At 63.1% G+C, this 26366-nt stretch carries 23 protein-coding genes; 15 read left to right on the plus strand and 8 right to left on the minus strand.

Annotation, left to right across the window (positions count from 1 at the left end; translation table 11 throughout):
• The first annotated feature begins 22 nt into the window (after nt 1-22).
• Nucleotides 23-2731, plus strand: coding sequence for a valine--tRNA ligase (locus tag VB618_RS08905; RefSeq protein ID WP_329796268.1), 2709 nt, complete (start codon nt 23-25; stop codon nt 2729-2731).
• Between the two features lie 224 nt (nt 2732-2955).
• Here VB618_RS08905 and VB618_RS08910 read toward each other — a convergent pair whose 3' ends face one another.
• Nucleotides 2956-4302, minus strand: a complete 1347-nt coding sequence (locus VB618_RS08910) for an Nramp family divalent metal transporter (RefSeq protein WP_329796269.1) — start codon at nt 4300-4302, stop codon at nt 2956-2958.
• A gap of 227 nt (nt 4303-4529) precedes the next feature.
• On the opposite strand from VB618_RS08910, the gene VB618_RS08915 reads away from it, so the two are divergent.
• The 6 genes from VB618_RS08915 to VB618_RS08940 all read left to right on the plus strand — a co-directional run bounded on the left by VB618_RS08915 (nt 4530) and on the right by VB618_RS08940 (nt 9317).
• Entirely contained in the window at nt 4530-6506 is a 1977-nt protein-coding gene (locus VB618_RS08915; protein WP_329796270.1) for an acetyl/propionyl/methylcrotonyl-CoA carboxylase subunit alpha, read from the plus strand.
• Nucleotides 6507-6560: 54 nt separating this feature from the next.
• The gene (locus VB618_RS08920; protein WP_329796271.1) at nt 6561-6998 is read left to right on the plus strand and encodes a DUF1489 family protein; all 438 of its coding nucleotides are present in this window, start codon (nt 6561-6563) and stop codon (nt 6996-6998) included.
• Nucleotides 6999-7025: 27 nt separating this feature from the next.
• Nucleotides 7026-7286, plus strand: coding sequence for a hypothetical protein (locus VB618_RS08925; RefSeq protein ID WP_329796272.1), 261 nt, complete (start codon nt 7026-7028; stop codon nt 7284-7286).
• Between the two features lie 80 nt (nt 7287-7366).
• Entirely contained in the window at nt 7367-7723 is a 357-nt protein-coding gene (locus VB618_RS08930; protein ID WP_329796273.1) for a hypothetical protein, read from the plus strand.
• Between the two features lie 93 nt (nt 7724-7816).
• Nucleotides 7817-8524, plus strand: coding sequence for a glutathione S-transferase N-terminal domain-containing protein (locus tag VB618_RS08935; RefSeq protein WP_329796274.1), 708 nt, complete (start codon nt 7817-7819; stop codon nt 8522-8524).
• Nucleotides 8525-8606: 82 nt separating this feature from the next.
• Nucleotides 8607-9317 carry a DnaJ domain-containing protein gene (locus VB618_RS08940; RefSeq protein ID WP_329796275.1) on the plus strand — a complete coding sequence of 237 codons (711 nt, stop codon included), beginning with the start codon at nt 8607-8609 and terminating at the stop codon, nt 9315-9317.
• A gap of 80 nt (nt 9318-9397) precedes the next feature.
• On the opposite strand, the gene VB618_RS08945 is transcribed toward VB618_RS08940, so the two are convergent.
• Nucleotides 9398-11002: an SPOR domain-containing protein gene (locus tag VB618_RS08945; RefSeq protein ID WP_329796276.1), complete on the minus strand. Its 1605-nt coding sequence runs from the start codon at nt 11000-11002 to the stop codon at nt 9398-9400.
• Between the two features lie 255 nt (nt 11003-11257).
• Between VB618_RS08945 and VB618_RS08950 the strand changes: the two genes are divergently transcribed.
• The 4 genes from VB618_RS08950 (at nt 11258) to VB618_RS08965 (ending at nt 15008) form a co-directional block, all read left to right on the plus strand.
• Nucleotides 11258-11590: a phasin family protein gene (locus tag VB618_RS08950; protein ID WP_329796277.1), complete on the plus strand. Its 333-nt coding sequence runs from the start codon at nt 11258-11260 to the stop codon at nt 11588-11590.
• A 274-nt stretch (nt 11591-11864) separates the two neighbouring features.
• Complete coding sequence (clpS, locus tag VB618_RS08955; protein WP_036353324.1) at nt 11865-12269, plus strand: ATP-dependent Clp protease adapter ClpS; 405 nt, start codon at nt 11865-11867, stop codon at nt 12267-12269.
• A 28-nt stretch (nt 12270-12297) separates the two neighbouring features.
• Nucleotides 12298-14760, plus strand: coding sequence for an ATP-dependent Clp protease ATP-binding subunit ClpA (clpA, locus tag VB618_RS08960; protein ID WP_329796278.1), 2463 nt, complete (start codon nt 12298-12300; stop codon nt 14758-14760).
• Nucleotides 14757-15008: a hypothetical protein gene (locus tag VB618_RS08965; RefSeq protein WP_329796279.1), complete on the plus strand. Its 252-nt coding sequence runs from the start codon at nt 14757-14759 to the stop codon at nt 15006-15008. Before clpA ends, VB618_RS08965 begins: the two co-directional genes overlap by 4 nt.
• 180 nt (nt 15009-15188) lie before the next feature.
• Here the strand turns inward: VB618_RS08965 and VB618_RS08970 are convergent, their stop codons facing one another.
• The gene (locus VB618_RS08970) at nt 15189-17534 is read right to left on the minus strand and encodes an HWE histidine kinase domain-containing protein (RefSeq protein WP_329796280.1); all 2346 of its coding nucleotides are present in this window, start codon (nt 17532-17534) and stop codon (nt 15189-15191) included.
• Between the two features lie 338 nt (nt 17535-17872).
• Here VB618_RS08970 and VB618_RS08975 point away from each other — a divergent pair, with 338 nt between their 5' ends.
• Nucleotides 17873-18451 (plus strand): NADPH-dependent FMN reductase, encoded by a 579-nt coding sequence (locus tag VB618_RS08975; protein WP_329796281.1) that lies wholly within the window; start codon nt 17873-17875, stop codon nt 18449-18451.
• Here the strand turns inward: VB618_RS08975 and VB618_RS08980 are convergent.
• The 3 genes from VB618_RS08980 to VB618_RS08990 all read right to left on the minus strand — a co-directional run bounded on the left by VB618_RS08980 (nt 18448) and on the right by VB618_RS08990 (nt 20906).
• Nucleotides 18448-19623, minus strand: a complete 1176-nt coding sequence (locus VB618_RS08980; protein WP_329796282.1) for a GNAT family N-acetyltransferase — start codon at nt 19621-19623, stop codon at nt 18448-18450. The genes VB618_RS08975 and VB618_RS08980 overlap by 4 nt on opposite strands.
• Before the next feature lie 63 nt (nt 19624-19686).
• A complete protein-coding gene (locus tag VB618_RS08985; RefSeq protein ID WP_329796283.1) occupies nt 19687-20439 on the minus strand; it encodes a glycerophosphodiester phosphodiesterase family protein in 753 nt (250 codons plus the stop codon).
• On the minus strand, nt 20436-20906 hold the full coding sequence (locus VB618_RS08990; RefSeq protein WP_329796284.1) for a RidA family protein: 471 nt from the start codon (nt 20904-20906) through the stop codon (nt 20436-20438). Before VB618_RS08990 ends, VB618_RS08985 begins: the two co-directional genes overlap by 4 nt.
• A 125-nt stretch (nt 20907-21031) precedes the next feature.
• On the opposite strand from VB618_RS08990, the gene VB618_RS08995 reads away from it, so the two are divergent.
• Nucleotides 21032-21871, plus strand: a complete 840-nt coding sequence (locus tag VB618_RS08995) for a cell envelope integrity EipB family protein (protein WP_329796285.1) — start codon at nt 21032-21034, stop codon at nt 21869-21871.
• 83 nt (nt 21872-21954) lie between these two features.
• Here the strand turns inward: VB618_RS08995 and VB618_RS09000 are convergent, their stop codons facing one another.
• The gene (locus VB618_RS09000) at nt 21955-23223 is read right to left on the minus strand and encodes a DNA polymerase IV (protein ID WP_329796287.1); all 1269 of its coding nucleotides are present in this window, start codon (nt 23221-23223) and stop codon (nt 21955-21957) included.
• Nucleotides 23224-23235: 12 nt separating this feature from the next.
• Complete coding sequence (locus VB618_RS09005; protein ID WP_329796288.1) at nt 23236-23526, minus strand: DUF3572 domain-containing protein; 291 nt, start codon at nt 23524-23526, stop codon at nt 23236-23238.
• A 99-nt stretch (nt 23527-23625) separates the two neighbouring features.
• Here VB618_RS09005 and VB618_RS09010 point away from each other — a divergent pair, with 99 nt between their 5' ends.
• Together VB618_RS09010 and VB618_RS09015 are read left to right on the plus strand one after the other, a co-directional pair.
• A complete protein-coding gene (locus tag VB618_RS09010; protein ID WP_027317281.1) occupies nt 23626-24009 on the plus strand; it encodes a response regulator in 384 nt (127 codons plus the stop codon).
• 514 nt (nt 24010-24523) lie between these two features.
• Nucleotides 24524-26365, plus strand: coding sequence for an adenine deaminase (locus tag VB618_RS09015; RefSeq protein WP_329796289.1), 1842 nt, complete (start codon nt 24524-24526; stop codon nt 26363-26365).
• Nucleotide 26366: the final 1 nt, after the last annotated feature.

Consider the following 26366-nt stretch of genomic DNA (forward strand, 5'->3'; position numbering starts at 1 on the left):
CGCCAACAGGCCGGTATCTATCATGATGGACAAGACGTTCGATCCCTCCGCTGTCGAAGCACGCATTTCCACCCACTGGGAGGAGGCTGAGGCTTTCAAGGCCGGCCGCGAGGATCGCAAGAACGCTGTCCCCTACACCATCGTCATCCCGCCGCCGAACGTGACCGGCTCGCTCCATATGGGGCATGCCCTCAACAACACGATCCAGGACATACTCTGCCGCTTCGAGCGGATGCGTGGCAAGGACGTGCTCTGGCAGCCGGGCATGGACCATGCCGGCATCGCCACCCAGATGGTCGTGGAGCGCCAGTTGGCCGAGCGCCAGATCCAGCGCCGCGACCTCGGCCGCGAGGAATTCATCAACCGCGTCTGGGATTGGAAGGAAGAGTCCGGCGGCAGGATCAAGAGCCAGCTCCAGCGCCTCGGCGCCTCCTGCGACTGGTCGCGCGAGCGCTTCACCATGGACGAGGGCCTGTCCCAGGCCGTGTTGAAGGTCTTCGTAGACCTTTATAAGCAGGGCCTCATCTACAAGGACAAACGCCTCGTGAACTGGGACCCGAAGTTCCAGACTGCCATCTCGGACCTCGAGGTGCAGCAGGTCGAGGTGAAGGGAAATCTCTGGCACATCCGCTATACCATCGACGGCCAGCCCGACCGCTCCATCACGGTCGCCACCACCCGTCCCGAGACGATGCTTGGCGACGTGGCCGTGGCCGTCCACCCGGAGGATGAGCGCTACAAGGACCTGATCGGCCAGTTCGCGATCCTCCCGCTCGTCGGACGCCGCATCCCGATTGTCGCCGACGAGTATTCCGACCCTGAGAAGGGCACCGGCGCGGTGAAAATCACGCCCGCGCACGACTTCAACGACTTCGAGGTCGGCAAGCGCCACAAGCTGCCGCTCATCAACATCTTCGGCACGGAAGCGCAACTCGCGCTCGCCGGCAACGAAGACTTCCTCGATGGGCTCGCGCAGGCGGACGATCTCAAGGCCGTTCTCGCCCTCGATGGATTGGATCGCTTCGAGGCACGCAAGCGCATCATCGCCATGCTCGAAGAGCGCGAGATCCTCGTCCAGATCGAGCCGAACACCCACGTGGTGCCGCACGGCGACCGCTCGAACGTGGTGATCGAGCCCTACCTCACGGACCAGTGGTACGTGAACGTGAAGCCGCTCGCCGACCGGGCTCTCGACGTGGTGCGCAAGGGCCAGACCAAGTTTGTGCCTGAGAACTGGGAGAAGACCTATTTCCAGTGGCTGGAGAACATCGAGCCCTGGTGCGTCTCGCGCCAACTCTGGTGGGGTCACCAGATCCCGGCCTGGTACGACGATGAGGGCAATGCCTACGTGGCTATGAGCGAAGAGGAAGCTCGGGCCGAAGCGCGTGCGAAGCACGGGAAGGACGTTGTGCTCAAGCGCGACGAGGACGTGCTCGACACGTGGTTCTCGTCCGCACTGTGGCCGTTCTCGACTCTGGGCTGGCCGGACGATGCGCCGGAGCTGAAGCGCTATTACCCGACCAACACGCTGGTCACGGGCTTCGACATCATCTTCTTCTGGGTCGCCCGCATGATGATGATGGGCCTGCACTTCATGGACGAAGTACCCTTCGACACCGTCTACATCCACGCCCTCGTCCGCGACGAGAAGGGCGCCAAGATGTCGAAGTCCAAAGGCAACGTCATCGATCCGCTCGACGTCATCGAGCAGTACGGCGCCGATGCTCTGCGAATGACGTTGACCTCGATGGCAGCCCAGGGGCGCGACATCAAGCTGTCGGTCCAGCGTGTCGAGAACTACCGCAACTTCGCGACCAAGATCTGGAACGCGGCCCGCTTCGCCGAGATGAACGAGTGCCGCCGCTCCGAGGGCTTTGATCCGAAGGCCGTCAAGGAGACGCTCAACAAGTGGGCGCTCAGCGAATGCGCCAAGGCGATCAACGAGGTCGCTTCGGGAATCCAGAGCTACAAGTTCAATGAAGCCGCAGGCGCAGCCTACCGTTTCGTGTGGAACGTGTTCTGCGACTGGACGCTCGAACTCTCCAAGCCCGTGCTGCAGGGCGCGGACTCGCCTGCAAAGGATGAGACTCGCGCCACCATTGCGTTCATTCTCGACGAGATCTGCAAGCTTCTGCACCCCATAATGCCCTTCCTCACGGAGGAGCTGTGGGCGGTGAAGGGGCAGGAGGGTCCGAGGCGCGAGACGATCTTGGCGCTCGCTCCGTGGTCCAACCTCGATGATCTGATTGATCCGCAGGCTGAGGCCGAGATCGGTTGGGTGGTGGATCTCGTCAACGAGATCCGATCCGCCCGCTCTGAGACGAACGTGCCTGCGGGCGCGCAGATCCCGCTGGTGCTCGTGGCATCCTCAGCCGATGTGCAGGCCCGTGCTGGCCGCTGGGGCGATATCGTGAAGCGCCTGGCGCGCATCTCCGACATCTCCTTTGTCGATACGGCTCCGAAGAGCTCAATCCAGCTCCTCATCCGCGGTGAAATGGCGGCCCTGCCGCTGGAGGGCGTGATCGACCTCGATGCCGAGCGCGCCCGCCTCGCCAAGGAAATCCAGAAGCTCGATGTGGATGTGGCTAAGATCGACGCGAAGCTCGGGAACACGGACTTCATCAAACGCGCGCCGGAAGAGGTGGTCGATGAGCAGCGCGAACGCCGCGAGGACTCCCTGACGCGCAAGGCGAAGATGGAAGAGGCGTTGGGGCGTTTGAAGGACGCGTAAGAGGCTCGCCTCTAAGAGAACCCGATGCCCGGCCTTAGTGCCAGGCATTTTTGATTTCAGTGAGGCGCTTCCGCTGTCATTCCGGGGCCGCGCAGCGGAGCCCGGAATCCATAAACGCTAACGTTGCAGAACGATGCGTGAGGCTCGTCACCCATTCTCTAGATGTCGTGGTTATGGATCCCCGCCTGCGCGGGGATGACAGGCAGATGTTCCGGAGGACTTCCTCACCCTAGGACGAAATCCACCAGCAGCTTCACGTTCAGCGCCACGATCACCACCGCGATGAAGCCGGCAAGGGCTGTGAGCCAGCGCGGGGTGACGAGGGCGCCCATCTTGGCTTTCGAGGCGGTCATCGTCACCAACGGGATGATGGCGAAGGGGAGCTGGAGGCTCAGGACCACCTGGCTCAGGATCAGCAGTTTCGCCGTGCCGCCCTCGCCATAGGCGATGGTGACGGCGGCGGCCGGGATGATCGCGATGCCGCGGGTGACGAGACGGCGCATCCAGGGCGCCATCTTGAAGTTGATGAAGCCTTCCATGACGATCTGGCCCGCCATGGTGGCTGTCACGGTGGAGTTCAGGCCGCAGCACAGGAGCGACAGGCCGAAGAGCATCGGCGCGATGGCGCTGCCGAGGATCGGCTGGAGCAGGGTGTGCGCCTCGCCGAGCTCGGCGATCTCCGTGCGTCCCGTACCGTGGAAGGCGGCGGCCGCCAGGATGAGCAGCGATGCATTGATGGTCAATGCGAACATCAGCGCAATGGTGGAATCCCAGGTGGCGAAGCGCAGGGCCTCGCGCCGCTCAGTGAGGGTGTCGCCATAGGCGCGGGTCTGCACGATGCCGGAATGCAGGTAGAGATTATGCGGCATCACGGTCGCGCCGAGGATGCCGAGCGCGAGGTAGAGCATATCCGGGTCGGTGACGATCTGTGTCGTCGGGGCAAAGCCGGTGATCACGCCGGACCAATCCGGATCGGCCATAGCGATCTGAATGCCGAAGCAGACGGCGATCACGCCGAGCAGAGTGATGATAAAGGCCTCGACCCAGCGGAAGCCGAGATTCTGCAGATACAGGATCAGGAACACGTCGAGCGCCGTGATGATGACGCCGATCTCCAGCGGGATGCCGAAGAGCAGGTTGAGGCCGATGGCCGTGCCGATGACCTCGGCAACATCCGTGGCGCATATGGCGAGTTCCGCCAGCAGCCATAGCCCCCAGGCGACAGGTCTCGGATAGGCGTCCCGGCAGGCCTGGGCGAGGTCGCGGCCGGTGGCAACCGCGAGCCGTGCGCAGAGCGACTGCAGGATGATCGCCATGATGTTGGAGATCAGCGCTACGGAGAGCAGCGCATAGCCGTATTTCGACCCGCCGGCGAGGGAGGTCGCCCAGTTGCCTGGGTCCATGTAGCCCACGGCCACCAGATAGCCGGGCCCGAGGAAGGCTGCCGCCCGTCGCCACGTCGATCCCGGCCGCACGGCAATCGAGCGGTTGACTTCGGGCAGGGAGGGCAGGTCCGAAGAGCGCCGCCATGCGGCCTTCTGCACGAGGGAAACTGGGGCCGGCTGATCCATGGTCACTTTCTGCAGTTGCAAATTATTTGCAAGAGAAGGCTAGCGTGGAACAAACGTCCCGGCAAGAGGAGAGTTGCACAAAGTTGCATTAGCACCGGGGCTTTAGCCCGGATGGGTCATCCAGCCTGTTGGAGGAGGAGCCATGGTCATGGTTCCTACGTGACAAGAGGCTTGAGGTTTGCTCTAGGTTGCCCAAAACCTGAACGGACATCAGATAAGGGATGGACATGCTCGAGAGCGTCCTGATTGCCAATCGCGGTGAGATCGCGTGCCGCATCATCCGCACCGCCAGGCAGCTGGGAATGCGCACCATCGCGGTCTATTCGGAAGCGGATGCGGACGCGCTGTTCGTGCAGATGGCCGACGAGGCTCATCTCATTGGCCCGCCGCCCGCCCGCGAGAGCTATCTCCAGATCGACCGGATCATCGAGGTTGCCAAGCGCACGAAAGCTGCCTCCATCCACCCCGGCTACGGCTTCCTGTCCGAGCGGGCGGAGTTTGCCGAGGCCTGCGCGGCGAACGGCATCATGTTTGTCGGTCCGCCGGCCTCCGCCATCAAGGCTATGGGCCTCAAGGATGCCGCCAAGGCCCTTGTGCAGCAGGCCGGCGTGCCGGTGGTGCCGGGCTATCACGGCGCCAAGCAGGATCCGGACTTCCTGCGCCAGAAAGCCTATGAGATCGGCTATCCAGTCCTCATCAAGGCGGTTGCCGGTGGCGGCGGCAAGGGCATGCGGCGAGTCGAGAAGGCTGCCGATTTCGATGCCGCCCTGGAAAGTGCTCAGCGCGAAGCATCGAGCGCCTTCGGCGATCCGCGGGTGCTGGTGGAGAAATACATCCTCTCGCCACGCCACATCGAGATCCAGGTCTTCGCCGATAGCCACGGCAACGTGGTGCATCTCTTCGAGCGCGACTGCTCGCTCCAGCGCCGCCATCAGAAGGTGATCGAGGAGGCGCCGGCTCCCGGCATGCCGCCCGAAATGCGCGACGTGATGGGCCAGGCCGCCGTCGAGGCCGCCCGCGCTGTGGGCTATGTGGGCGCTGGCACCGTCGAGTTCATCGCCGACGGACGCGAGGGCCTGCGGCCGGATCGCTTCTACTTCATGGAGATGAACACCCGCCTCCAGGTGGAGCATCCGGTCACGGAGGCGATCACGGGGCTCGACCTCGTGGAGCTGCAGTTCCGTGCCGCCTCCGGCGAGACGTTGCCTTTCTCGCAAGAAGACCTCTCCATCAACGGCCATGCGGTCGAGGCGCGGCTCTATGCTGAGGATCCGGAGAAGGAATTCCTGCCTTCGACTGGCAAGCTCTGGGCGCTCGAATTTCCGGAAGGCGAGGGCATCCGCATCGACACCGGCGTCGAGGCCGGAGCGGAGGTCACGCCCTATTACGATCCGATGATCGCCAAGGTCATCGCGCATGGCGCGACCCGTGAGGAAGCGCTGGACCGGCTTGCGGAGGCGCTTGGCTACACCATCGTCGCTGGCCCGAAGACCAACGCGGCTTTCCTGAAAAAGCTTTGCGAGGCGGAAGGCTTCAGGGCAGGACAGTTCGACACGGGCTTCATCGACCGCAATCTCGACGCCCTCGGTGTCGGGCCTCAGCCGCGGGACGATGTCGCCGTGTCGTTCGGCGCGGCGGCGCTCATCTCGCGGGAGATTGAGCGGCTGCGCATGGCCGAACTGCAGAAGAGCGACGAGCCGTCCTCGCCCTGGTCGAGCCCGGATGGCTTCCAGCTGCTCGGAGCCCGCAGCGCCGGTGTGCCTGTTCTCGTCGATGGCGAACGAGTCGAGGTGCGAGAGGTGTTCAGTGCCGAACATCATGGCGCTAGCACAGTTGCGGTCGGCACGAGCGATCCCTGGGCCGACGAGGACATCGATCGGGAGATCGAGGCGCCGCACGGTTTCTACATCCTGCGCCATGGACGCCAGACGCTGGTGCAGCCTTATGACCCCTTCGATGTCGATCTCGAGCACATGGACGAGGGCGGTTCGGTGAAGGCCCCGATGCATGGCAAGCTGATTGCGGTATTCGTGCAACCGGGCGACCGGGTCGAGAAGGGACAGCGGCTCGCCATCGTCGAGGCGATGAAGATGGAGCATGTGCTGGTGTCGCCCTCCGATGCGGAGGTGGTGGAGATCGCCGCCGAACCGGGTGCGCAGGTGGCGGAAGGCGCACGACTGATCGTGCTAAAGACAGAGGAATAGCCTGCGGCGCATCGCCGGATTTCCGGTCCTGCAGCTGCATGGTTGAAAGCGAACATGGCCCTTCACCTGATCAAACTCTGCGTCGGCTGCGACTCGATCACCGATCTCGAGGAATGGATCGAGGAGAACCGCGCGGTTCATCGCCGACTCGGGCGCGATTACGAGCAGACGCACACGACCCGCATGGTGCCCAAGCGTGTGGACGAGCTTCTGGGCGGCGGATCGCTGTACTGGGTCATCAAAGGGCAGGTTGCGGCTCGACAGACGCTTCTCGATGTTCGGCCCTTCACCGACGGGGACGGCATCGGCCGTTGCCGGTTGGTGCTGGACCCGAAGGTGGTCGCCGTGGAGCCGAGGCCCTACAGGCCGTTCCAGGGCTGGCGCTATCTCGTTGCCAAGGACGCCCCACGTGATATCGATGGCAAGGCCGGTGATCTCGCCAAGATGCCCGAGGACATGCGTCGGGAACTGGCCGAACTGGGCCTTCTCTAACCTATGTGAATCTCTGGAGGCGCTGCAATGAGGCTCCCGATCATCTTGTCCCTGCTGCTGATTGGCGCAGCCGGCCCGGCGCTTGCGAAAGAGTGCCGCACGCCGCACCTCCCGCCCGGCATGGAAGTCAGGCTGCCGCCCGGCTGCGAGGAGCCTGTCCCGGCTCGCCCCGCCAAGGGGGAAAGGCGCGACAGCCTTAGGGCGGAGCAAGGCTTCATCGATCTCGGCAACGGAACGCAGGTGCGGATCAGCGGCCGCGTCCGGGCGGAATACGGTGTTCGCCGTTAGACTTATTTGCTGGGGATCTTCCTGGAACCTCGCTGGCGCGATGCGCATTGGCTCAGCAGTTCAGTTGAGTGGAGGTTCCGATGCTGATGTGTGCATCCGAAGGCCGGCACTGGCGTTACGAGGTCTGCGAGCATGACGACGGGTATCTCGTCCAGATGCGCGACCTGACGACCGGGGAGCTGGATGAAGAATTCTCCACCATCTTCCGCACCCTTCCGGTCGCCTTCGCCTATGCCGAAATGTCGGCGGCCTATGAAAGGTATGCAGCCTGCGAGCTGGAGCAGTCGGAGGACGAGCAGATCGAGTTCGATGTGGAAGCCACCGAGCGTCACTTCATCGATCTGAGCGACCGGCTGCACGATTCCGGCATCAACGGCATCGTCGTTCAGGCCTGGGAGCGTGAAAGCCAGCGCGGCGCGGTGCGTCTGCTGCACTGAAACTTGATCGCTAGGCAGCGGCTTCGCGATTGCAAGCCGCTGCCTTCTCACTAGCATCGCTCCACCACGACTCATGTCGATGATGGAGTTTTCATGGCCGATCTCTCAGCCTTCCCGATTTCTACCCGCTGGCCGGCCCAGCATCCCGACCGCATCCAGCTCTATTCCACGCCGACGCCGAACGGCGTGAAGGTCTCCATCATGCTGGAGGAGACCGAACTGCCCTACGAGCCGCACTTCATCGATATCGGCAAGAACGAGACCTGGATTCCCGAATACCTGGCGCTGAACCCGAACGGCAAGATCCCGGCCATCATCGATCCTAACGGCCCCGGTGGGAAGCCGTTTGCCCTGTTCGAGTCGGGCGCTATCCTCCTGTACCTCGCCGAAAAGACCAGTCAGCTCCTGCCGTCCGAACCCGTGCGCCGCTACGAGACCATCCAGTGGGTGTTCTTCCAGATGGCATCTGTTGGCCCCATGTTCGGTCAGCTCGGCTTCTTTCATAAGTTCGCCGGCCGCGAGATAGAGGACAAGCGGCCGCTGGAACGATACCGCAACGAGTCCAAGCGCCTGCTCGGCGTGCTTGAGACCCGGCTCGAGGGTCGCGACTGGATCATGGGCGAGGACTACACCATCGCCGACATCTCCATGCTGGGCTGGGTGCGCAACCTGATCGGCTTCTACGGCGCGGGGGAGCTGGTCGAGTTCGACAGCCTCAAGCGGGTGCCGGCGTGGCTGGAGCGGGGTCTGGCTCGTCCGGCCGTTCAGCGCGGCCTTGCCATTCCGGCACGCCCGGAGTGAGCCTGCGGCTGCCGCATTCTTTGAGGCGGCGATTTACAACCGCCCCATCCCGGCCCACATGTTGGGGTGGGGACGTAGAACCATGATGCTTCTTTTCGGAATCGCCGCCCTCGCCCTTCTGTGGTGGCTGGGCAAGACTTACACGCGCGCAGACCCAAAGGCACTGGCGAAGGCCATCAGGACTGTCGGCGGAGTGGCCGCTCTCGGCGCGGCCGTGTGGGTGGGGGTCAAAGGCCAGCCCGGCCTTGCGCTCCTCATCGGCGGGCTCGGCGCTTGGGCGCTGGGATGGAACGTCCTCAGCCTTTCCGGGCCCTGGCGTCGATTTCAGCCCCAGCCGGGCCGCTTCTCCCGCATCCGCTCGGCCATGATCGAGATGGAGATCGATCACGGAACGGGTGCCGTCGAGGGCAGCGTCCTGGTCGGAGCCTTCGCGGGCAGGCGCCTCTCCAGCCTCGATCCGGCGAGCCTGCGCCGACTCTATGACGAATGCTGCGCCCACGATCCGCAGGGCGTCCCCCTGCTAGAGGCGTATCTTGATCGCCGGTTTACCGGCTGGCGTGAAAACGCTCAGGGAGATCGTGACACGCGGACGCGCACTCATGCGCAATCGGGCGTAATGACGAAAGAAGAAGCTTACCAGATCCTGGGGCTTCAGCCGGGTGCGAGCCTCGACGAGATCCGAAAAGCGCATCGGACCTTGATGAAGAGGCTCCATCCCGACCATGGGGGGACGGCGTACCTCGCGGCTCGCGTCAACGAGGCGAGAGAAGTCCTGCTGGGCCGACATCGCTGATACTCCACACGCGATCCGGTTGGTATTCAAGCTGAGACGATGCAAACACACGCACCGTCTCAGGGTTCTTCAATCCCGACTCAACCGCGGGAGGCGAAGCAGTTCATGCCGCTCTTCTTGAGCTGCTTGCATGTCTTCGCGGCGTCATCCGATTCCGAGAAGCCGGAGAAGCGGGCGCGGTAAAGGGTGCTGCCGTCAACGGTCACCTTCTCGGTGAAGGGCGAGGCCTTGCCCAGCAGCTTGCCGAAGCGGCTGCGGGCCGTGTCGAGCATCTCTTTGGCCTTTGTCTCATCATCCGTGGCGCCGAGCTGGATCACCCAACCAGACACTGCCGGGCGCTCGACCTTCTTCGGCTCGGGGGCTTCGACCTTGAGCGAAGCGGTCTTGGTCACAGTCGGGGTCGATGCGGCGGGAACTGCCTCGATGGGCTTCGCCTCGATCTTGGCCACGAGAGCAGCCTTCTGCGATGCCGGGATCTGGGCCGGAGCAGCCTGAGGCGACAGCGCGGCATAGGCCTGGGCGTTCAGCGGCAGCGGCTCCTGACCCTTCTGCCAGCGCACCGAAGAGGTGGAGGAGGGGGTCGTAGTGGAGCTTGCGCCGGTCGCGGATGCCACCACGGGACGCAGGGTGTTCAGGTCGAGCGGCTTGCGCTCCGGGGCAGGTTGAGGCGTCGTGACCTGGGCCATTGGAGCCTCCGGCGTGGCAGAGGCGACCCTGATCGGAGCCTGGACGGGAGCCGGCTCGACCGGACGCGGAGCTGGAGCTTCGGCCACCATGGCGGGCTGGGCGGAGCCTTCGACCACCGGCGGAGTGATGCGGGCACCGGCATAGGCGCGGGGTAGGTGATTGTCGATCAAGCCGGCCATTTTCTGGTCGCGCGAGGCCCCGGAGCGGCCGCCGAGCACCACGGCGACGATGCTGCGGCTGTCGGTGTTGACCGAGGTCAGCAGGTTGAATCCCGACAGACGTGTATAGCCGGTCTTGATCCCATCCACGCCCTCGACCTTGCCCAGGAGCCGGTTATGGCCGCGGATGGTGCGGCTTCCGTACTGGAAGGAGCGGGTCTCGAAATAAGCGAAGTATCTTGGGAAACGGTCCTGGATCGCGCGGCCGAGAACCGACAGGTCGCGCGCGGTGGTGATGTTCGGCGGATCGTTCGGCAGGCCGTGCGGGTTGTAGAAGGCAGTCGAGCTCATGCCGAGTTCCCGGGCCTTACGGGTCATCATCTGGGCGAATGCCTCTTCCGACCCGGCGATGTTCTCGGCTACCACGACCGAGACATCGTTGGCCGAGAGCGTGACCATCGCCTTAATGGCATCGTCGACCTCAATGGTCGAGCCGGGCCGCAGGCCGAGTTTGGTCGGCGGCTGGCTGGCGGCATAGGACGAAACCGTCAGGGGAGTGCTGAGGCTCATCCGGCCTCGCTCGAGCTGCTCGAAGAGCAGGTAAAGGCTCATGACCTTCGTGATGGAGGCGGGAATGCGGGGTGCATCGATATTCTCGCCCTGCAGGACCTTGCCTGTCTTGGCATCGACGACAATGGACGCGGCGGGCGGGCCGTAGCCGCCGCCGGCAGGAGCCCTGCGGCGGGCCGCCTCAGCGGGAGAGGTGATCGTGACAGCAAACGAGGCAGCGATACCAATGAGAGCCCATGCCTTTCGGTGTCCTGTCCAAACCGAATTCATGCTGAAAATTCCCTGTTTCGTTTGGTTTTAGGCCCTTGCGCCCGGCTCTCTAAAAGGAACCGTTGCCGGCGCAACACATCCTCTGACGGTAAGAGGTTGCGGTTACGGGGGCGTTAACAGGGATGATTCTCTTGCATGGATTTTTGTGCAGTGCACAATAGAACTTGACAAATTTTTGTGCAGTGCACATACAAGACTCCGTCGGCTGCTCAGCAGCGCCGACCATCATTAAACGCCTTATTGTCGAGGTTCACAATGCTTCAGCCGTTCACCCAGATTCAGAAGCTCGGCCAGGACAACCTGGACGCCACCATGAAGGCGCTCGGCGCTTTCTCCAGCACCTCTCAGGCCATTGCCACCGAGGCAGCCGAGTTCGCCCGCAAGTCGTTCGAGCACACCTCATCCACGGTCGAGAAGCTTCTCGGCGTCCAGACCCTGGACAAGGCAGTGGAAATCCAGACGGCCTACGTGAAGGGCGCCTATGACAACCTTGTCAGCCAGTCGACCAAGATGGGCTCGCTCTACTCGAATCTCGCCACTGAGGCGCTGAAGCCCTACGAAGGCCTCCTGCCCAAGACCGCTGCCTAAGGCAACCAGGTTCCCTATCCTTTAGGATGAAACGCCCGGCCTCGTGCCGGGCGTTTTGCGTTGGGCGGGTCTGAACCTGAGTTTGGTTGTCGCTTGGTCCGGTCGCGAAGGCGTGACCAAGATGTCGCTCTTTTCATCCATACTGCGACCACCCATCTGGTTGATCTGGCGAACCGGATGGAGCGACTATACATTTGACTTTGTGTTCTGGCTCCGACCGGGATGGTGCCTGCGGGCCAGAGCCAGGTTGAGAAGAAGGGGCGGTCGTCCGACGATGCTGCGGTTAGCTTATGGTACAATGACTCTGTCGGGGCAGTCTCCGATTTCGGCTGCTGGCGGGTCGCAGCCTCCTGGGAGAGATCCTGGAGGCGATGATGGCGGTCGCTCCAACACGGCCATCATTACGAAAACCAAGCCGCGCACGAAACGGCCGAACCTTTACCGCGTTCTCCTCTTGAACGATGATTACACCCCGATGGAGTTCGTGGTGCATGTGCTGGAGCGTTTCTTCAACAAGAACCGGGAGGATGCGACCCGGATCATGCTGCATGTACACCAGAACGGCGTCGGGGAATGTGGAGTTTTTACCTACGAAATTGCCGAGACCAAGGTGACCCAGGTGATGGATTTCGCCCGGAAGCACCAGCATCCTCTGCAGTGTGTAATGGAAAAGAATTAGCCGAGCCCCGCTCATAAAGGACAAGCCGTTGCCGAGCTTTTCTCGCAGTCTTGAACAAGCCCTTCACCGAGCCCTCGCTCTTGCCGGCGAGCGCCGCCACGAATACGCAACCCTCGAACACCTTCTCCTGGCCCTGATCGACGACCAGGATGCGGCCGCCGTCATGCGGGCCTGCAATGTCGATATCGACGTTCTCCGCCGCAACCTGGTGGACTACGTCGACAGCGAACTCGCCAACCTTGTTGCCGACGGGCGCCAGGATTCCAAGCCGACGGCCGGCTTCCAGCGCGTGATTCAGCGGGCGGTGATCCATGTCCAGTCCTCGGGGCGGGATGAAGTGACGGGCGCCAACGTGCTGGTCGCCATCTTTGCCGAGCGCGAGAGCCACGCCGCCTACTTCCTGCAGGAGCAGGACATGACCCGCTACGACGCGGTCAACTACATCAGCCACGGCATCGCCAAGCGCCCGGGCCTTACCGAGAGCCGCTCTCCGCGCGGTTCCGAAGAGGAGCCGTCGACCGAGCGCCCGACCCAGGACGAGGGCGATGCACGGACTAAGAAGAAGGGCGATGCGCTCGAGGCTTACTGCGTCAATCTCAACAAGAAGGCGAAGGAAGGCCGGATCGATCCGCTCATCGGTCGTGAATCCGAGGTCCAGCGCACCATTCAGGTCCTGTGCCGCCGCCAGAAGAACAACCCGCTCCTCGTCGGCGATCCCGGCGTCGGCAAGACCGCCATCGCGGAAGGTCTCGCCCGCAAGATCGTCCAGGGCCAGGTGCCGGAAGTTCTGAAGGGCGCGACCGTCTTCTCCCTCGACATGGGCACGCTGCTCGCCGGCACCCGCTACCGGGGCGACTTCGAAGAGCGCCTGAAGCAGGTGATGAAGGAGATCGAGGCGCATCCGAACGCCATCATGTTCATCGATGAGATCCATACGGTGATCGGCGCCGGCGCCACCTCCGGTGGCGCCATGGATGCCTCCAACCTCCTGAAGCCCGCCCTTGCTCAGGGCAGCCTCCGCTGCATCGGCTCGACCACCTACAAGGAATACCGCCAGTATTTCGAGAAGGACCGGGCTCTCGTGCGTCGCTTCCAGAAGATCGACGTGAACGAGCCGTCCGTGCCGGATACCATCGAGATCGTGAAAGGCCTGAAGCCCTATTTCGAGGACTTTCATAAGCTCAAATACACCAACGAGGCCGTGAAGGCGGCGGTGGAGCTGTCCGCCCGCTACATCAACGACCGGAAGCTGCCGGACAAGGCGATCGACGTGATCGACGAGACCGGCGCGTCGCAGATGCTTCTGCCCGAGGGCCGTCGCAAGAAGACGATCGGCATCAAGGAGATCGAGGCGACCATCGCCACCATGGCCCGGATCCCGCCCAAGACCGTGTCGAAGGACGATGCGGAGGTGCTCGCGCACCTGCAGGACACCCTCAAGCGGGTCGTCTACGGACAGGACAAGGCCATCGAGGCGCTCTCCTCGGCGATCAAGCTGGCCCGTGCCGGCCTGCGTGATGCGGAAAAGCCCATCGGCTCCTATCTCTTCGCCGGCCCCACGGGCGTCGGCAAGACCGAGGTGGCCAAGCAGCTCGCCGTATCGCTTGGCGTCGAGCTCCTGCGCTTCGACATGTCGGAATACATGGAGCGCCACACGGTCAGCCGCTTGATCGGCGCACCTCCCGGCTATGTAGGCTTCGACCAGGGCGGTCTCCTGACCGACGGCATCGACCAGCATCCGCACTGCGTGCTCCTGCTCGACGAGATCGAGAAGGCGCATCCGGATCTGTTCAACATCCTGCTCCAGGTCATGGACCACGGGAAACTGACGGACCACAACGGCAAGCAGGTCGATTTCCGCAACGTGATCATCATCATGACCACGAATGCGGGCGCCGCCGACATGGCCCGTCCGGCCTACGGCTTCACCCGCACCAAGCGGGAGGGCGACGACACCGAGGCCGTGAACAAGCTGTTCACGCCGGAGTTCCGCAACCGTCTCGATTCCATCATCTCGTTCGGTCACCTGCCGAAGGAAGTGGTCCAGAAGGTCGTCGACAAGTTCGTCATGCAGCTGGATGCCCAACTCGCCGACCGCAACGTGTCGATCGAGCTCACCGATGAGGCTCGCGATTGGCTCGTCGAGCATGGTTACGACGAGGCCATGGGCGCCCGCCCGATGGGCCGTCTGATCCAGACGACCATCAAGACATCCTTGGCGGACGAGGTTCTCTTCGGCCGCCTCAAGGACGGCGGAGCGGTCAAGGTCGTGGTCAAGACCGACGAGATCGGTCTGCAGAGCCTCGGCTTCGAGTATATGGAAGGCCCCGTGAAGCCGAAGCCCGAGAAGGTCGTGGAGAGCGCCAAGAGGAAACCCAAGGCGAAGTCCGCATCCTCAAAGGCAAAAAAGTCCGTGAAGCCGAAGGGGTCCGATGGTAATGGGGGTGGAGGTGTCCGCACCGTCCCGAAGGTTCCGTTGGTTAAAGCATGACGACTGAAATTCACGAGGGACCCCTCCAGGGGTCCCGCACCCTGGATGCTCCGGCGAAGCTGTCATGGCGCGAGAAGCGCTACCAGCGCCGTCGCCGGCGCGTCTGGCTCGAGGAGGTCCTCGGGTGGGTCTTGGTCCCGGTAATCGTCCTCGGCTGTTACTGGTTTCTGGAAGTGGGACTGAGCGCTCTCGGCACATCGCCGGCGGCGATCATGGAAGGCATCGAAGCCATTATAGCCACCCTCTAAGGCGGAATTTCCAGCCGAGTCCATATAGAGCCGTACCGGATCACTGTCCGGTACGGCTTTTCTTTTGGCCTTAGCGCATCGTGCGGAAAAGTGGATCCGGTTTTCCGCCCGAACGATGCGCTCTTCAAATGACATGAGCATCGGACCCAAAAGTGCAAATCCACTTTTGGGTCCGATGCTCTAGGCAATCGGAGCATCGACGGTGCAGACGATCCCGGTCGGGGCGAAGTCGATTGTCGCTTGCCCATGGAGGTCCTGAGCAAGGCTGCGCTCGATGAGACGGGTGCCGAAGCCTCTGCGTTGCGGGACTCTGACCGATGGGCCGTTTGCCTCGGCCCAGGTAAGATGCAGGCGCTTTTCCGAGGCATCGCTCACCGACCAGGCAATCCGAACCTCGCCGCCTTCATTGGAAAGGGCACCGTACTTCACCGCGTTCGTGGCGAGCTCCTGGAGGGCCATGGCGAGGGCCAGCGCCGTGCGCGGTGAGAGGCGGACGTCCGGTCCATCCATATGGATGCGCCTCTCGCGCTCATGCCTGTAGGGCGCCATGGCCTCCCGGACGATCTCAAGGAGGCCTGCGCCTTCCCAGTTCTCGCGTGTGAGCACGTCGTGTGCGCGGGAGAGGGCGAGCAGGCGCGCCTCCATGGCTGAGCGTGCGCCCTCCGTGGTGTCGGCATTGCGCAGGGTCTGGGAAGCGATGGACTGGACAGTGGCCAGGGTGTTTTTCACCCGGTGGTTCAGCTCGTGGATCAGGAGCTGCTGGTGCTCCTCCGCCCGCTTGCGCTCGGTGATGTCCATGACGACGCCGCGGGATCTTATGATCCTGTTCTTCTCGTCCCGCACATACTCACCCCGCCCGTTCACCCACCGGATCGTGCCGTCGGGCATCGTCAGGCGGAGCGTCCATTCGAAATTGCGGAGGCTGGTGTCCTCCTGCTCCCTGTCGCGTTTGTCGAGGATCTTCGCGATGTCATCGGGATGATAGCGGGCCCGGATATCCGCAAGGGTCAGCACATGATCGGGCGGGTAGCCGTAAAGCTCACTGAGGCGCGGTGAGGGATTCATCCTGCGCTTGATGTGATCGAAGTCGAAGATGGCGAGCGAGCCGGCCTCGAGGGCAGCCATCAGCTCCGCCTCTCTCTCGATCAACGCCTCCTCGGCTTCCTTGCGGTCGGTGATGTCCAGAAGAACGCCGATCGTTCTGGTCGGGTAGCCGTCTGGACCGAGCAGCATCTCGGCGCGCATCAGAAGCCAGCGCAACGATCCGTCGACACGGTAGTACCGATACTCGACCTCGAAGAACCGCTCTCCCTTTTTGAGGGCACCCATCGCGGTGGCGCTCAGCCGCTCCCGGTCTCCGGGGTAATACCGCGTCCGAAGGTCGTCGATATCGAGTTCCGCATCCACCGGATACCCGAGCATGCGATTGAGCTCCGGGCTCGCCGTAATGCGGTCGGTCGCCGTTTCATGCTCCCACACGGCCATGCGGCCCGCGTCGATAGCCAGTCGCAGGCGATCCTCGCTCGCCCGCAGCGCCGTCTCCGCGCGGGCGCGCTCAAGGGCGTCCCAGAGGCGTTCCGCCACGTCCTCGATGAGCTTCACTTCGCTATCGGTCCAGAAGCGTGGCGTCCGGTTGTGCACGTAGATCGCCGCGACCATGCGGCCCCGCTTGATCAGGCTGACCGTTATGGCGGCTGAGAATTCCAGGTAGGTGAAGGTGGCCAGGTGCTCCGGCGAGTTGGCGCGGGGGTCCTCCGCAGCGTTATGAATGACAAGGGTCTCACCGCGCCTCATCGCACCAAGGATCTCCGGACCGAACGCCGCAAGATCATGGGTTCCCGTATGGTGGGCTACCGTACCATCCGTCCAGTTGCGCTCGGAGGTGAAGTAGCGAGCGGTTTCCTCGACCTCACCGAACCCAACACGGCTGACCCCAAGGTGCTCGCCCAGCATCTGCTGCGCAGCGGTAATGACCTCGATCGGTTCGTTCAAGCCGCGTAGGCGGTCGCTAAGGCGAACAAGGAACTCAAGACGCTGCTCGCTCAGCACCTTCGAGGTCGTTTCATGCACGATGCAGAGAACGCCCGCCACATCGCCGGTCTCCTCATGGACCGGGCTGTAGGAGAATGTCCACCATGTCTGCTCCGGGTATCCTTTCCGCTCGAGGATGATCGGCAGATCCTCGAAATAGCTTGCCTCGCCGGCGAGAGCCCGCTCGGCAATCGGCCCCATCACGCTCCAGGCTTCCGACCAGATTTCCCGAAACGGGCGGCCGAGGGCCTCCGGCTTGGTGCCCAGCATCGGCCTGTAGGCGTCATTGTAGAAGGCGGTCAGCTCCGGTCCCCAGACCATGAAGGTCGGGAACTTCGAATGGAGCATCATGCTCACGGCCGTGCGAAGGGAATGCGGCCATGTCTCGATGGCGCCAATCAGTGTCGATGACCAGTCAAAACGGCGGATGCGCTCGCCCATGGCGCCGCCATTGGCAAGGAAGTCCGGCAGAGGTGCGAGACGATGCTGCATCATGGGAGCTTCCGGCGGGTTTGGCTCGACGTCATCCAAGGATTTAGAAACCTGAAGCGGCAGACAATCGTCTCTGTTGGGCTGCACCGGGGACTGGGAGGAGACAATTCCATGAAATCTCGACACGTTGGAAGAAGGGTTCGAGGTCCGCAGGACACATATGAACTGTTATCCCGTGATTTCTAGGACTCCATCGTTGACTTGTCTTCGCCTTGAGACCAGCGGCAGTGTCTCGCCCAGCCTCCATGGTTTGACCTCACCTCAAGCGGCCCCTAGCCTGAATGAGCCTCCGATTCCGCAGCGGAATATCCTCGACGGGCTCGGATGGCCATGAGGTCCCTATGACGAAACTGATCGGCCTATCGGGAAGCCTGCGGCAAGCCTCGTACAACACCGCACTCCTTCGCAGTGCCGCCGGCATGATGCCGGAAGGTTCGGAACTCGTCGTCGAGACCATCCGGGGCATTCCGCTTTACGATGCGGACTTGGAGGCCGAGGGAATCCCGGAAAGGGTGACCGCTCTGAAGGATGTGATTGCCGCTGCCGATGGCCTGCTTCTCGTGACGCCGGAGTACAACAATTCGATCCCGGGCGTGTTCAAGAACGCCATCGACTGGCTGTCCCGTCCGGACGCGGACATCAAGCGCGTTTTCGGGAACAAGCCCGTGGCTGTGATAGGTGCTTCGCCCGGCGGGTTCGGCACCATTCTGTCCCAGAATGCATGGCTCCCGGTCCTGCGCACGCTGAAAGCCGACTTCTGGTCCGGCGGTCGCCTGATGGTGTCGCGGGCCGGGACCGTGTTCAATCAAGACGGCACCCTTGCAGACCAGAAGATCGAGGATCAGCTTCGGAAATTTCTCGAAGGCTTCGTCGCCTTCGCGCGTGCTGCCCGGCAAGGTGCGCCTGCTACCAGGGCTTAATCCTCTTCCCGGTGCTTGAACGGGGTAGCCTCTTCCAGCTCTTCCGCCGCTTCGGACACGTAGAGACGTTCCTGATCGAGATAGGCCTCAATGGCGCGGCGCAGTCCGGGATCGGCGATGTCGTGCGCCGATGAGGTGAGCACGGGCCTGTAGCCTCGCGCCAGCTTGTGCTCGCCCTGGGCTCCTGCCTCGACCCGGTCGAGTCCGCGTGCGATGGCGAACTCGATGGCCTGATAGTAGCAGACCTCGAAATGCAGGAACGGGTGATCCTCGATGCAGCCCCAGTTGCGCCCATAGAGGCGCTTGTCGCCGATGAAGTTGATTGCGCCTGCGATATAGCGGCCGTCGCGCTTCGCCATGACGAGCAGTACCCGGTCGGCCATGCGCTCGCCGATGAGCGAGAAGAAGAGGCGGTTGAGGTACGGCCTGCCCCATTTGCGGGAACCGGTATCCATGTAGAAGGCGAAGAACGCGTCCCAATGCGCCTCCGTGATGTCCTTGCCCGTCACCCACTCGATGGTGATGCCAGGGCCAAGAGCATCGCGCCGCTCACGGCGGATCGCCTTGCGCTTGCGGGAGGCAAGCGCCGCCAGAAAGTCCTCGAAGCTGCCGTAGCTTTCGTTGAACCAGTGGAACTGCTGGTCGTCCCGCCGCAGGAAATTTTCGGAGGTGAGTGCTTCGAGATCGTCCTGCTGCAGGAACGTCGCATGGATGGACGAGGCGCCGGTCTGATCCCGGAGCGCCCGCAGACCGGCGATCACATAAGAGCGGATCTCTGCACTCCGCGGCCCGCTCGGCACGAGAAGGCGAGGGCCTGTGACCGGCGTGAACGGCACTGAAACCTGGAGCTTGGGATAGTAGCGCCCGCCGGTGCGGCTATAGGCGTCCGCCCAGGAATGGTCGAAGACATACTCGCCCTGGGAATGGGACTTGAGATAGCAGGGCGCGGCGCCCAGCATTGTCCCGACTTCGTCCTCGACGAGAACATGCAGGGGCGCCCATCCAGATTTGGCGCCGACGCAGCCGGAATCCTCAAGCGCGGAGAGGAATGCGTGGGAGACGAAGGGATTGAACGGATCGTCGTCGCCGGATCCTGTGCCCTGGGCACAGGCATCCCAATCGGCGGCAGGAACCGCCTTCAGACCCTGGGCGATTTTGACTTGGAAGCTCACTGGGTGGAGGGACCCCGCCGTTAGGGATTAAGAGCTAATCACTCGGCGGAGTCCTTGCAACCGTTAGGGCAGGAAGCCCTCGAAGACCATCTGGTCCGCGTGCTTCTCGGCATGGGCGCGTTCCTCGGGCGTCCGCACGGTCCAGGTCATGACGGGCAGGTTGCCCAGGAGCCTGCTGAGATGCGTCGAGGCGCACGGGATGTCCTTCACGCGCCAGGACAGGAAGTGCGGCTGCGACTCCCCGAAATGGAGCAGGTTGGCCATACGGTGCTTTTTCTCAGGCGTCAGGTAGCTGTCCGCCTTGGACGCATATTCCAGCTCGCCGATGAAGCCGCGGGTGATATGCGGTGCATGCTCGCGCAGATGCGCGACGATATCCGGATCGAAGGACTTGATGACGAACGGGCCGTTGTAGTCCTTGAGGATGTCGATGACCCGCTTCGTCAGCCGCATGTCCTCGTTGAACTTGCTCTTGATCTCGACGACCAGCGGCGTGCGCCCGGCGATGGTGCCGAGATAGTCCGTAAACGAGGGAATCTTGTCTCCCCCCTTGGCGCCTGCGATGCCGATCCGGGTCAGGTCTGAGAGCGTGCGCTCGGCCACCAGTCCAGTCTGGCCGGTGAGGCGGTCGAGCTCGAAATCGTGGAAGACCACAGCCTCGTTATCGGCGGTCAGCTGAACGTCGAGCTCTATGGGAAAGCCGCGCGCAATGGCGGCTTCTGCGGCCGAGACCGTGTTCTCGATGATGCCATCAGACTTGTTGTGAAGGCCGCGATGGGCGATGGGCTTCGCGACGAGCCAGCCTGGAATGCTCATTGGACTTCGAACATCCCTTCGACTTCGACACAGGCATCGAGCGGCAGCTCGGCGACGCCGACGGTGGAACGGGCATGGCGGCCGGCATCGCCCAGCACTTCGACCATCAGGTCCGAGGCGCCGTTCATGACGGGGGCGAGAGCGGCGAACGTCGGCACCGCATTGATGAAGCCGCCGAGGCGCACGCAGCGGGTGACCTTGTCGAGGTCGCCGACGGCTGCCTTCAGCTGGGCGAGAAGATTGATGGCGCAAAGGCGGGCCGCCTGCTGGCCAACCTCAGGCGAAACCTCCGCCCCGACCTTGCCCTTGTGGGCATCGGCCATCTTGCCGTCGAGCCCGAGGCAGAGCTGCCCGGAGATGATGACCAAGTTGCCGGTTCGGACGAACGGCACGTAATTCGCCACCGGTGCCGCCGGGGTCGGCAGGGTGATCCCCAATTCCTGAAGTTTCTTGTCGACTGCGCTCATTGAATGCCTCGTGTGTGACATCATCCGGACGGAGTAGTGGCGGATGAGCCGGAAGGACGCAAGCGGGAACATTGCCCTGTCCGCAAGAGGGGCCTATCTTGGCTACCGTTGCGTCGGGAGAAGATATGCGTTTGTTCGTTGTGGCCTTCGGCCTGTCTATCGCCTCGCTGATGCCCGCTTTCGCGGAAACGGCGAAAACCCCGGTTCAATTGGCCCCCCATCGGGCCGTCTATGATCTCTCGCTCCTGCGGGCGGGCGGATCCAATGGGGTCGAGAGCGCGAGGGGACGCATCGCCATGGAATTCGGCGGCGATGCCTGCGACGGGTACACCCTCAAGTACCGTCAGGTGACGATCCTCAACAGCAGCGAGTCCGGCGCCAACACCATGGACGTCCAGACGGCCACCTATGAGACCGGCGACGGCCGCACCATGCATTTCAAGTCCACGTCGCTCCGGCAGGGTTTGATTAAGGACAGCGAGGTCGACGGTGATGCCAAGATCACCCCGGACGGCACGCTCAATGTCGACCTGAAGCAGCCGAAGAAGACTGCGTTTGGTGCTACCGGCGAGACAGTGTTTCCGACCGAGCACCTTAAGCGCCTCATTGAGGCCGGTCGCCGGGGCGATACGACCCTGTCGGTGAGGGTCTATGACGGCTCCAACAAGGGCGACAAGGTTTACGACACCCTCGGGTTGATCGGACGGAAGATCGAGCCGGGCGCTGCCCTCGCTTCGCTGGAGGAGGCCGTCCGGAAGGACGACCTCGCCTCCCTGGCGCGCTGGCCGGTCACCATCAGCTATTTCGAGGAAGGCAAGGCCGATCGGACCCCGGTCTACCGGATCTCCTTCGAACTCTTCGAGAACGGTATCAGCCGGGACCTCAAGCTCGATTACGGCGACTTCGCCCTGAAGGGCGAGCTCAAGAGCCTCGACGTCCAGAAGACGAGCGGCTGCGCGCGCTGACCCACTGCCTCTGACCGATGCTTTCTCTTTGAATTAGAGCATCGTTCGGGCGGAAAACCGGGTCCACTTTTCCGCACGATGCTCTAAGGCTTGCGCAGCACGATTCCCTTCTGCACGGCGCCCACACCGAACTTGTCGCGGATCTTGTCGATGGCAGCCTCCATATGGGCCTGCCGCACCACGGACTGATCGGCGAGGTCGCCCTTGTCCGCGTCCACTGCATCGCACAGATCGGCAGCACCGATGCCGATGAGGCGGAAGGCGGTGCCGTCGCAGGAGGCTTTGAGGAGCTGTCGCGCGGGGTCGAAGAGGCGGGCCGCGAGCTGCGTCGGGGCGAGACCTGATCGGGTCCGGGTGAGTAGCCGGAAGTCCTTGTCCTTCAGCTTCAGGGTCACGCTGCGCCCGGCCAAACCCGCCTTCTTGAGGCGGCGCGAGACCTTCTCGGAGAGCCGCCAGAGGATCGGCTCGAGATCATCGAAGGACCGCAGGTCCGTCTCGAAGGTTGTTTCCGCCGAGATGCTCTTGGTCTCCCGCTCCGGCGTCACACTCCTGTGGTCCTCGCCCCAGGCAAGCCGGGACAGGCGCTGCGAGTCGCGGCCGAGCGCCCCGAACAGGGTCTTCAAATCGACATCCCGCAGGTGCGCGATCTGCGTCACGCCCACCTTGGCGAGTCGGGCCTGGGCTGAGCCACCGATTCCGGGAATGATCCCGACCGGCTTGTCAGCCAGGAAGTCGGCAGCGTCCTCCCGGCCGATGATCGAGAAGCCGCGCGGCTTCTGGAGATCGGATGCGATCTTGGCCAGGAACTTGTTGTAGGAGAGCCCGACCGAGATCGAGATGCCGATCTCGTTCTCCACCTTGCGGGCAAAGCGCGCCAGCGTCAGGGCGGGGCTGCCGTGATGGAGCCGCTCCGTTCCGGTGAGGTCCAGGAAGGCCTCGTCGATGGAGACGGGCTCCACCAGCGGGGTCAGTTCCAGCATGAGCTGGCGGACCTCGCGGCCTGCCTTGCTGTACTTCTCTCCGTTCGGCTTGATCACCGCCGCGTGCGGGCAGAGCTTCAGGGCCTGGAACATGGGCATAGCGGAGCGCACCCCATAGGTGCGCGCGACGTAGCAGGCGGTCGCGACGACCCCGCGCTTGCCGCCGCCGATGATCACCGGCTTGTCGGCGAGGCTCGGATCATCCCGTTTCTCCACGGCGGCAAAGAAGGCATCGCAATCCACATGCGCGATGGAGAGGCTGTCACGCTCCTTGTGCCGCAGCAGGCGAGGGGACCCGCAGGCCGTGCACCGTGCCGCCAGGGGGCTGGCGGCCAGTGTCAGGCAGTCACGGCAGAAGGGCGCGTCGCTCATGGGCTGTTGAGGCTATTCGAACTCGGAGGGAGACAGGGTCCAGCGGGCCCCCATGATGTGCTCAGGCTTGGTGTTCATCTCCTTGGCGAGCGCGATCAGCAGCGGCTCGTCGGACACAACATAGTCCAGGATGCCTGCGAAGAAGCCCGGAGACGAGGCGGCGGAGCGAATAGTGTCCGGCCCGAGGCCTGAGACGGCCAGGAACCGCCCAAGGCGCTCCTCGTCGCTCGTGATGAAGGCAAAGGCCCCCACTGCGACATTTTCGGCCTCCTCGCGGGTAACTCTTTTTAAGGGTGTGTTCATGCTGTCAGTTTGCATTTCATCAATAGGTTTGGACCTAACTATACCATCAGACGAAAATTCGGGCCGGTGAAGTGCGTTTTGGGCCCCGGGATAGTGCCAATGAAGAAGACCGTGCTCATTGTTGAGGATAACGAACTCAACATGAAGCTCTTCAACGATCTCCTCGAGGCCCATGGCTATGCGACCCTCAAGACCAGCCATGGCATCGAGGCCATGGAGCTGGCCCGGGCTCACAAGCCGGATCTTATCCTCATGGATATCCAGTTGCCTGAGGTCTCCGGTCTCGAGGTGACCCGCTGGCTCAAGGCGGATGAAGAGCTCAAGTCGATCCCGGTGATTGCCATCACGGCGTTCGCCATGAAAGGCGACGAGGAGCGGATTCGGGAAGGCGGCTGCGAAGCCTATATGTCCAAGCCAATCTCGGTCGCCAAGTTCATCGCGACCGTGAAAACTTACCTTGAGGCAGACGGCAAGCCGGCATGACTTGCCCAGATCCTTAGCCGGGGTGAATCCGACGCCTGAGCAAGCGGATTCATCTCCTTGAGATACCTTGGCTTTAAATTTTCTGGGAAAATGCCGCTTTTTGGCCACATGGACGCTTGCATCGCCCCATGTTTCTTATACGTTCGTCAATAGTTTCCGCCCAGAGCGGAAGAAATGCCCTACGGATGCTCAGGTCCGCCGCATCTCCTGGGACTTCGTAGGCACGGCCAGCCTGGGAGCAGATCGTTGCCTCCTCAACGCTGCTCCCGGCTGGCCACCAACTTTTCCAATAAGGCGCCGCAAGGCGCCTTTTGTTTTGGCCAGCTGTCTCCTCAGGCGGGTTCGGCTCGAACCTCCTGTTTCTTCAAACGAATCAGCTACTTTCCTGTTTAAGCCAAGCTTGGCCGTAAGGGAATATGCCGTTAGGTCAACTTGCCTCCCGTGCAATGCGGGATGCGGTTCCGATCCCGCCCTGCTAGCTTAGGGCAACGCTTTCCAATCGGGATGAGGGATCATGGACCACCGCACACCTTCCTTGCCGCCCAAGACGGCGCTGACCCGCTTTTCCGTTTCTCCCTTGTCCATCATGACCCGGCGCCTGGCCGATGTCGCATCCGGCCGCGCGCCCGCCGATCTCGTGATCACCGGTGCCCGAGTGCTGTCCACCTACAGCGAACGCATCGCGCCCGAGCGGGAGGTGTGGATCGCCGGCGGACGCATCGCCGCCGTGAAGCCGGCCGGTTCCTACCGGCAGGTCGGTGGCACGCCGGGCCGGGTCTATGACGCCCGCGGCGGCATCATCGCGCCCGGTCTGGTCGATCCGCACATCCATATCGAAAGCAGCATGATCACGGCATGCGCCTATGCGGAGGCGGCACTGCTCAACGGCACAACGACGATCTTCTGCGACAGCCATGAGATCGGCAACGTGATGGATGCAGCCGGCATCGAGATGATGCTGGAAGACGCGCGCCATGCCCCGCTCTCGATCTTCCTGACCGTGCCGAGCACCGTGCCGGCGACATCGCCCGAGCTGGAAACAGCCGGCGGTGACCTGACCCCCGAAAAGATCGCAGCCCTGTTCGACCGCTGGCCGGAAGCGGCGGCGCTCGGCGAGAAGATGGATTTCGTGCCCGTGGCCATGGGCGACGAGCGCAGCCACGCAATCCTCGCGGCGGCTTTGGAGCGCGGCAAGCCGGTGTCGGGCCATATCTACGGGCGCGAGTTCGTGGCAGCCTATGCGGCGAGCGGCGTCACCGACACGCATGAGGCGATCAACCGGGACATCGCCGACGACCTGCTCGATGCCGGCGTGTGGATCTTCCTGCGCGGTGGCCCGCCCACGACGCCCTGGCATTCGCTGCCTGAGGCCATCAAGACCATCACGGAGCTCGGCTCCTCGCATAAGCGCATCTGCGTCTGCACCGATGATCGCGATGCGGACGATCTCATGATGTTCGGCATGGACTGGGTGACACGCGAAGCGCGCCGCGCGGGATTAAGCCGCGAGCAGGCGTGGAGCATGGGCTCACTCCATCCCGCCACTCGCTTCGGCATGGATGGCGAGATCGGCGGCCTCGGCGGCGGACGCCGCGCCGATCTCGTGCTGCTCAACGACGATCTCGACGTGCAGAACACTTGGTACGGCGGCGAACTCGTGGTCGAGTCGAAAAAGATCACGCTCGTGCTCGATCAGGCGCTCTCCAAGCGCTACCGCTACCCGGAGAAAGCTTATCGCACGGTGCACATTCCGAACGTCCCGAAGCTGATCCCGGACCTGCCGACAAAAGCCTGCACGGCCAACGTGATCCGCGTGGCGCTGCCGGGCATCGTGCTCTTTCACGACAAGATGCAATTGCAGAAGGAAGAGAACTGGGACGCTCTGCTGACGAAGAACGACCTCACCTTCGTCACCGTGATCGAGCGCCATGGCCGCACGGGCGGCAAGGGCGTGGCGCATGGACTGCTCAAGGATTTCGGCCTGAAGAGCGGTGCAGTGGCGAGCAGCGTCGGGCACGACTCGCATAACGTGATCGTGGCCGGCACCAACGAGGCCGACATGCGCGTGGCGCTCGAGACGCTCATCGAATCTCAGGGCGGCGTCTGTGTGGTCGATCAGGGCCAAGTCGTCGCCATGGTGCCGCTGCCCATCGCGGGCCTTCTCTCCGACAAGCGCGTGACAGAAGTGGCCGAGGAGACGCGTACGCTCAAGGCCGCGTGGGAGAAGGCCGGCTGCAAGATCGCCTATATGGGCTTCAACCTGATCCCGTTGTCGGTGATCCCGGAGATCCGCATCACCGACAAGGGGCTGGTGCTGGTGCCCGAAATGGAACTGGTGCCGCTCTACGAGGGGTAAG

This window comes from Microvirga sp. CF3062, from assembly GCF_036314045.1.
Classification (GTDB): domain Bacteria; phylum Pseudomonadota; class Alphaproteobacteria; order Rhizobiales; family Beijerinckiaceae; genus Microvirga.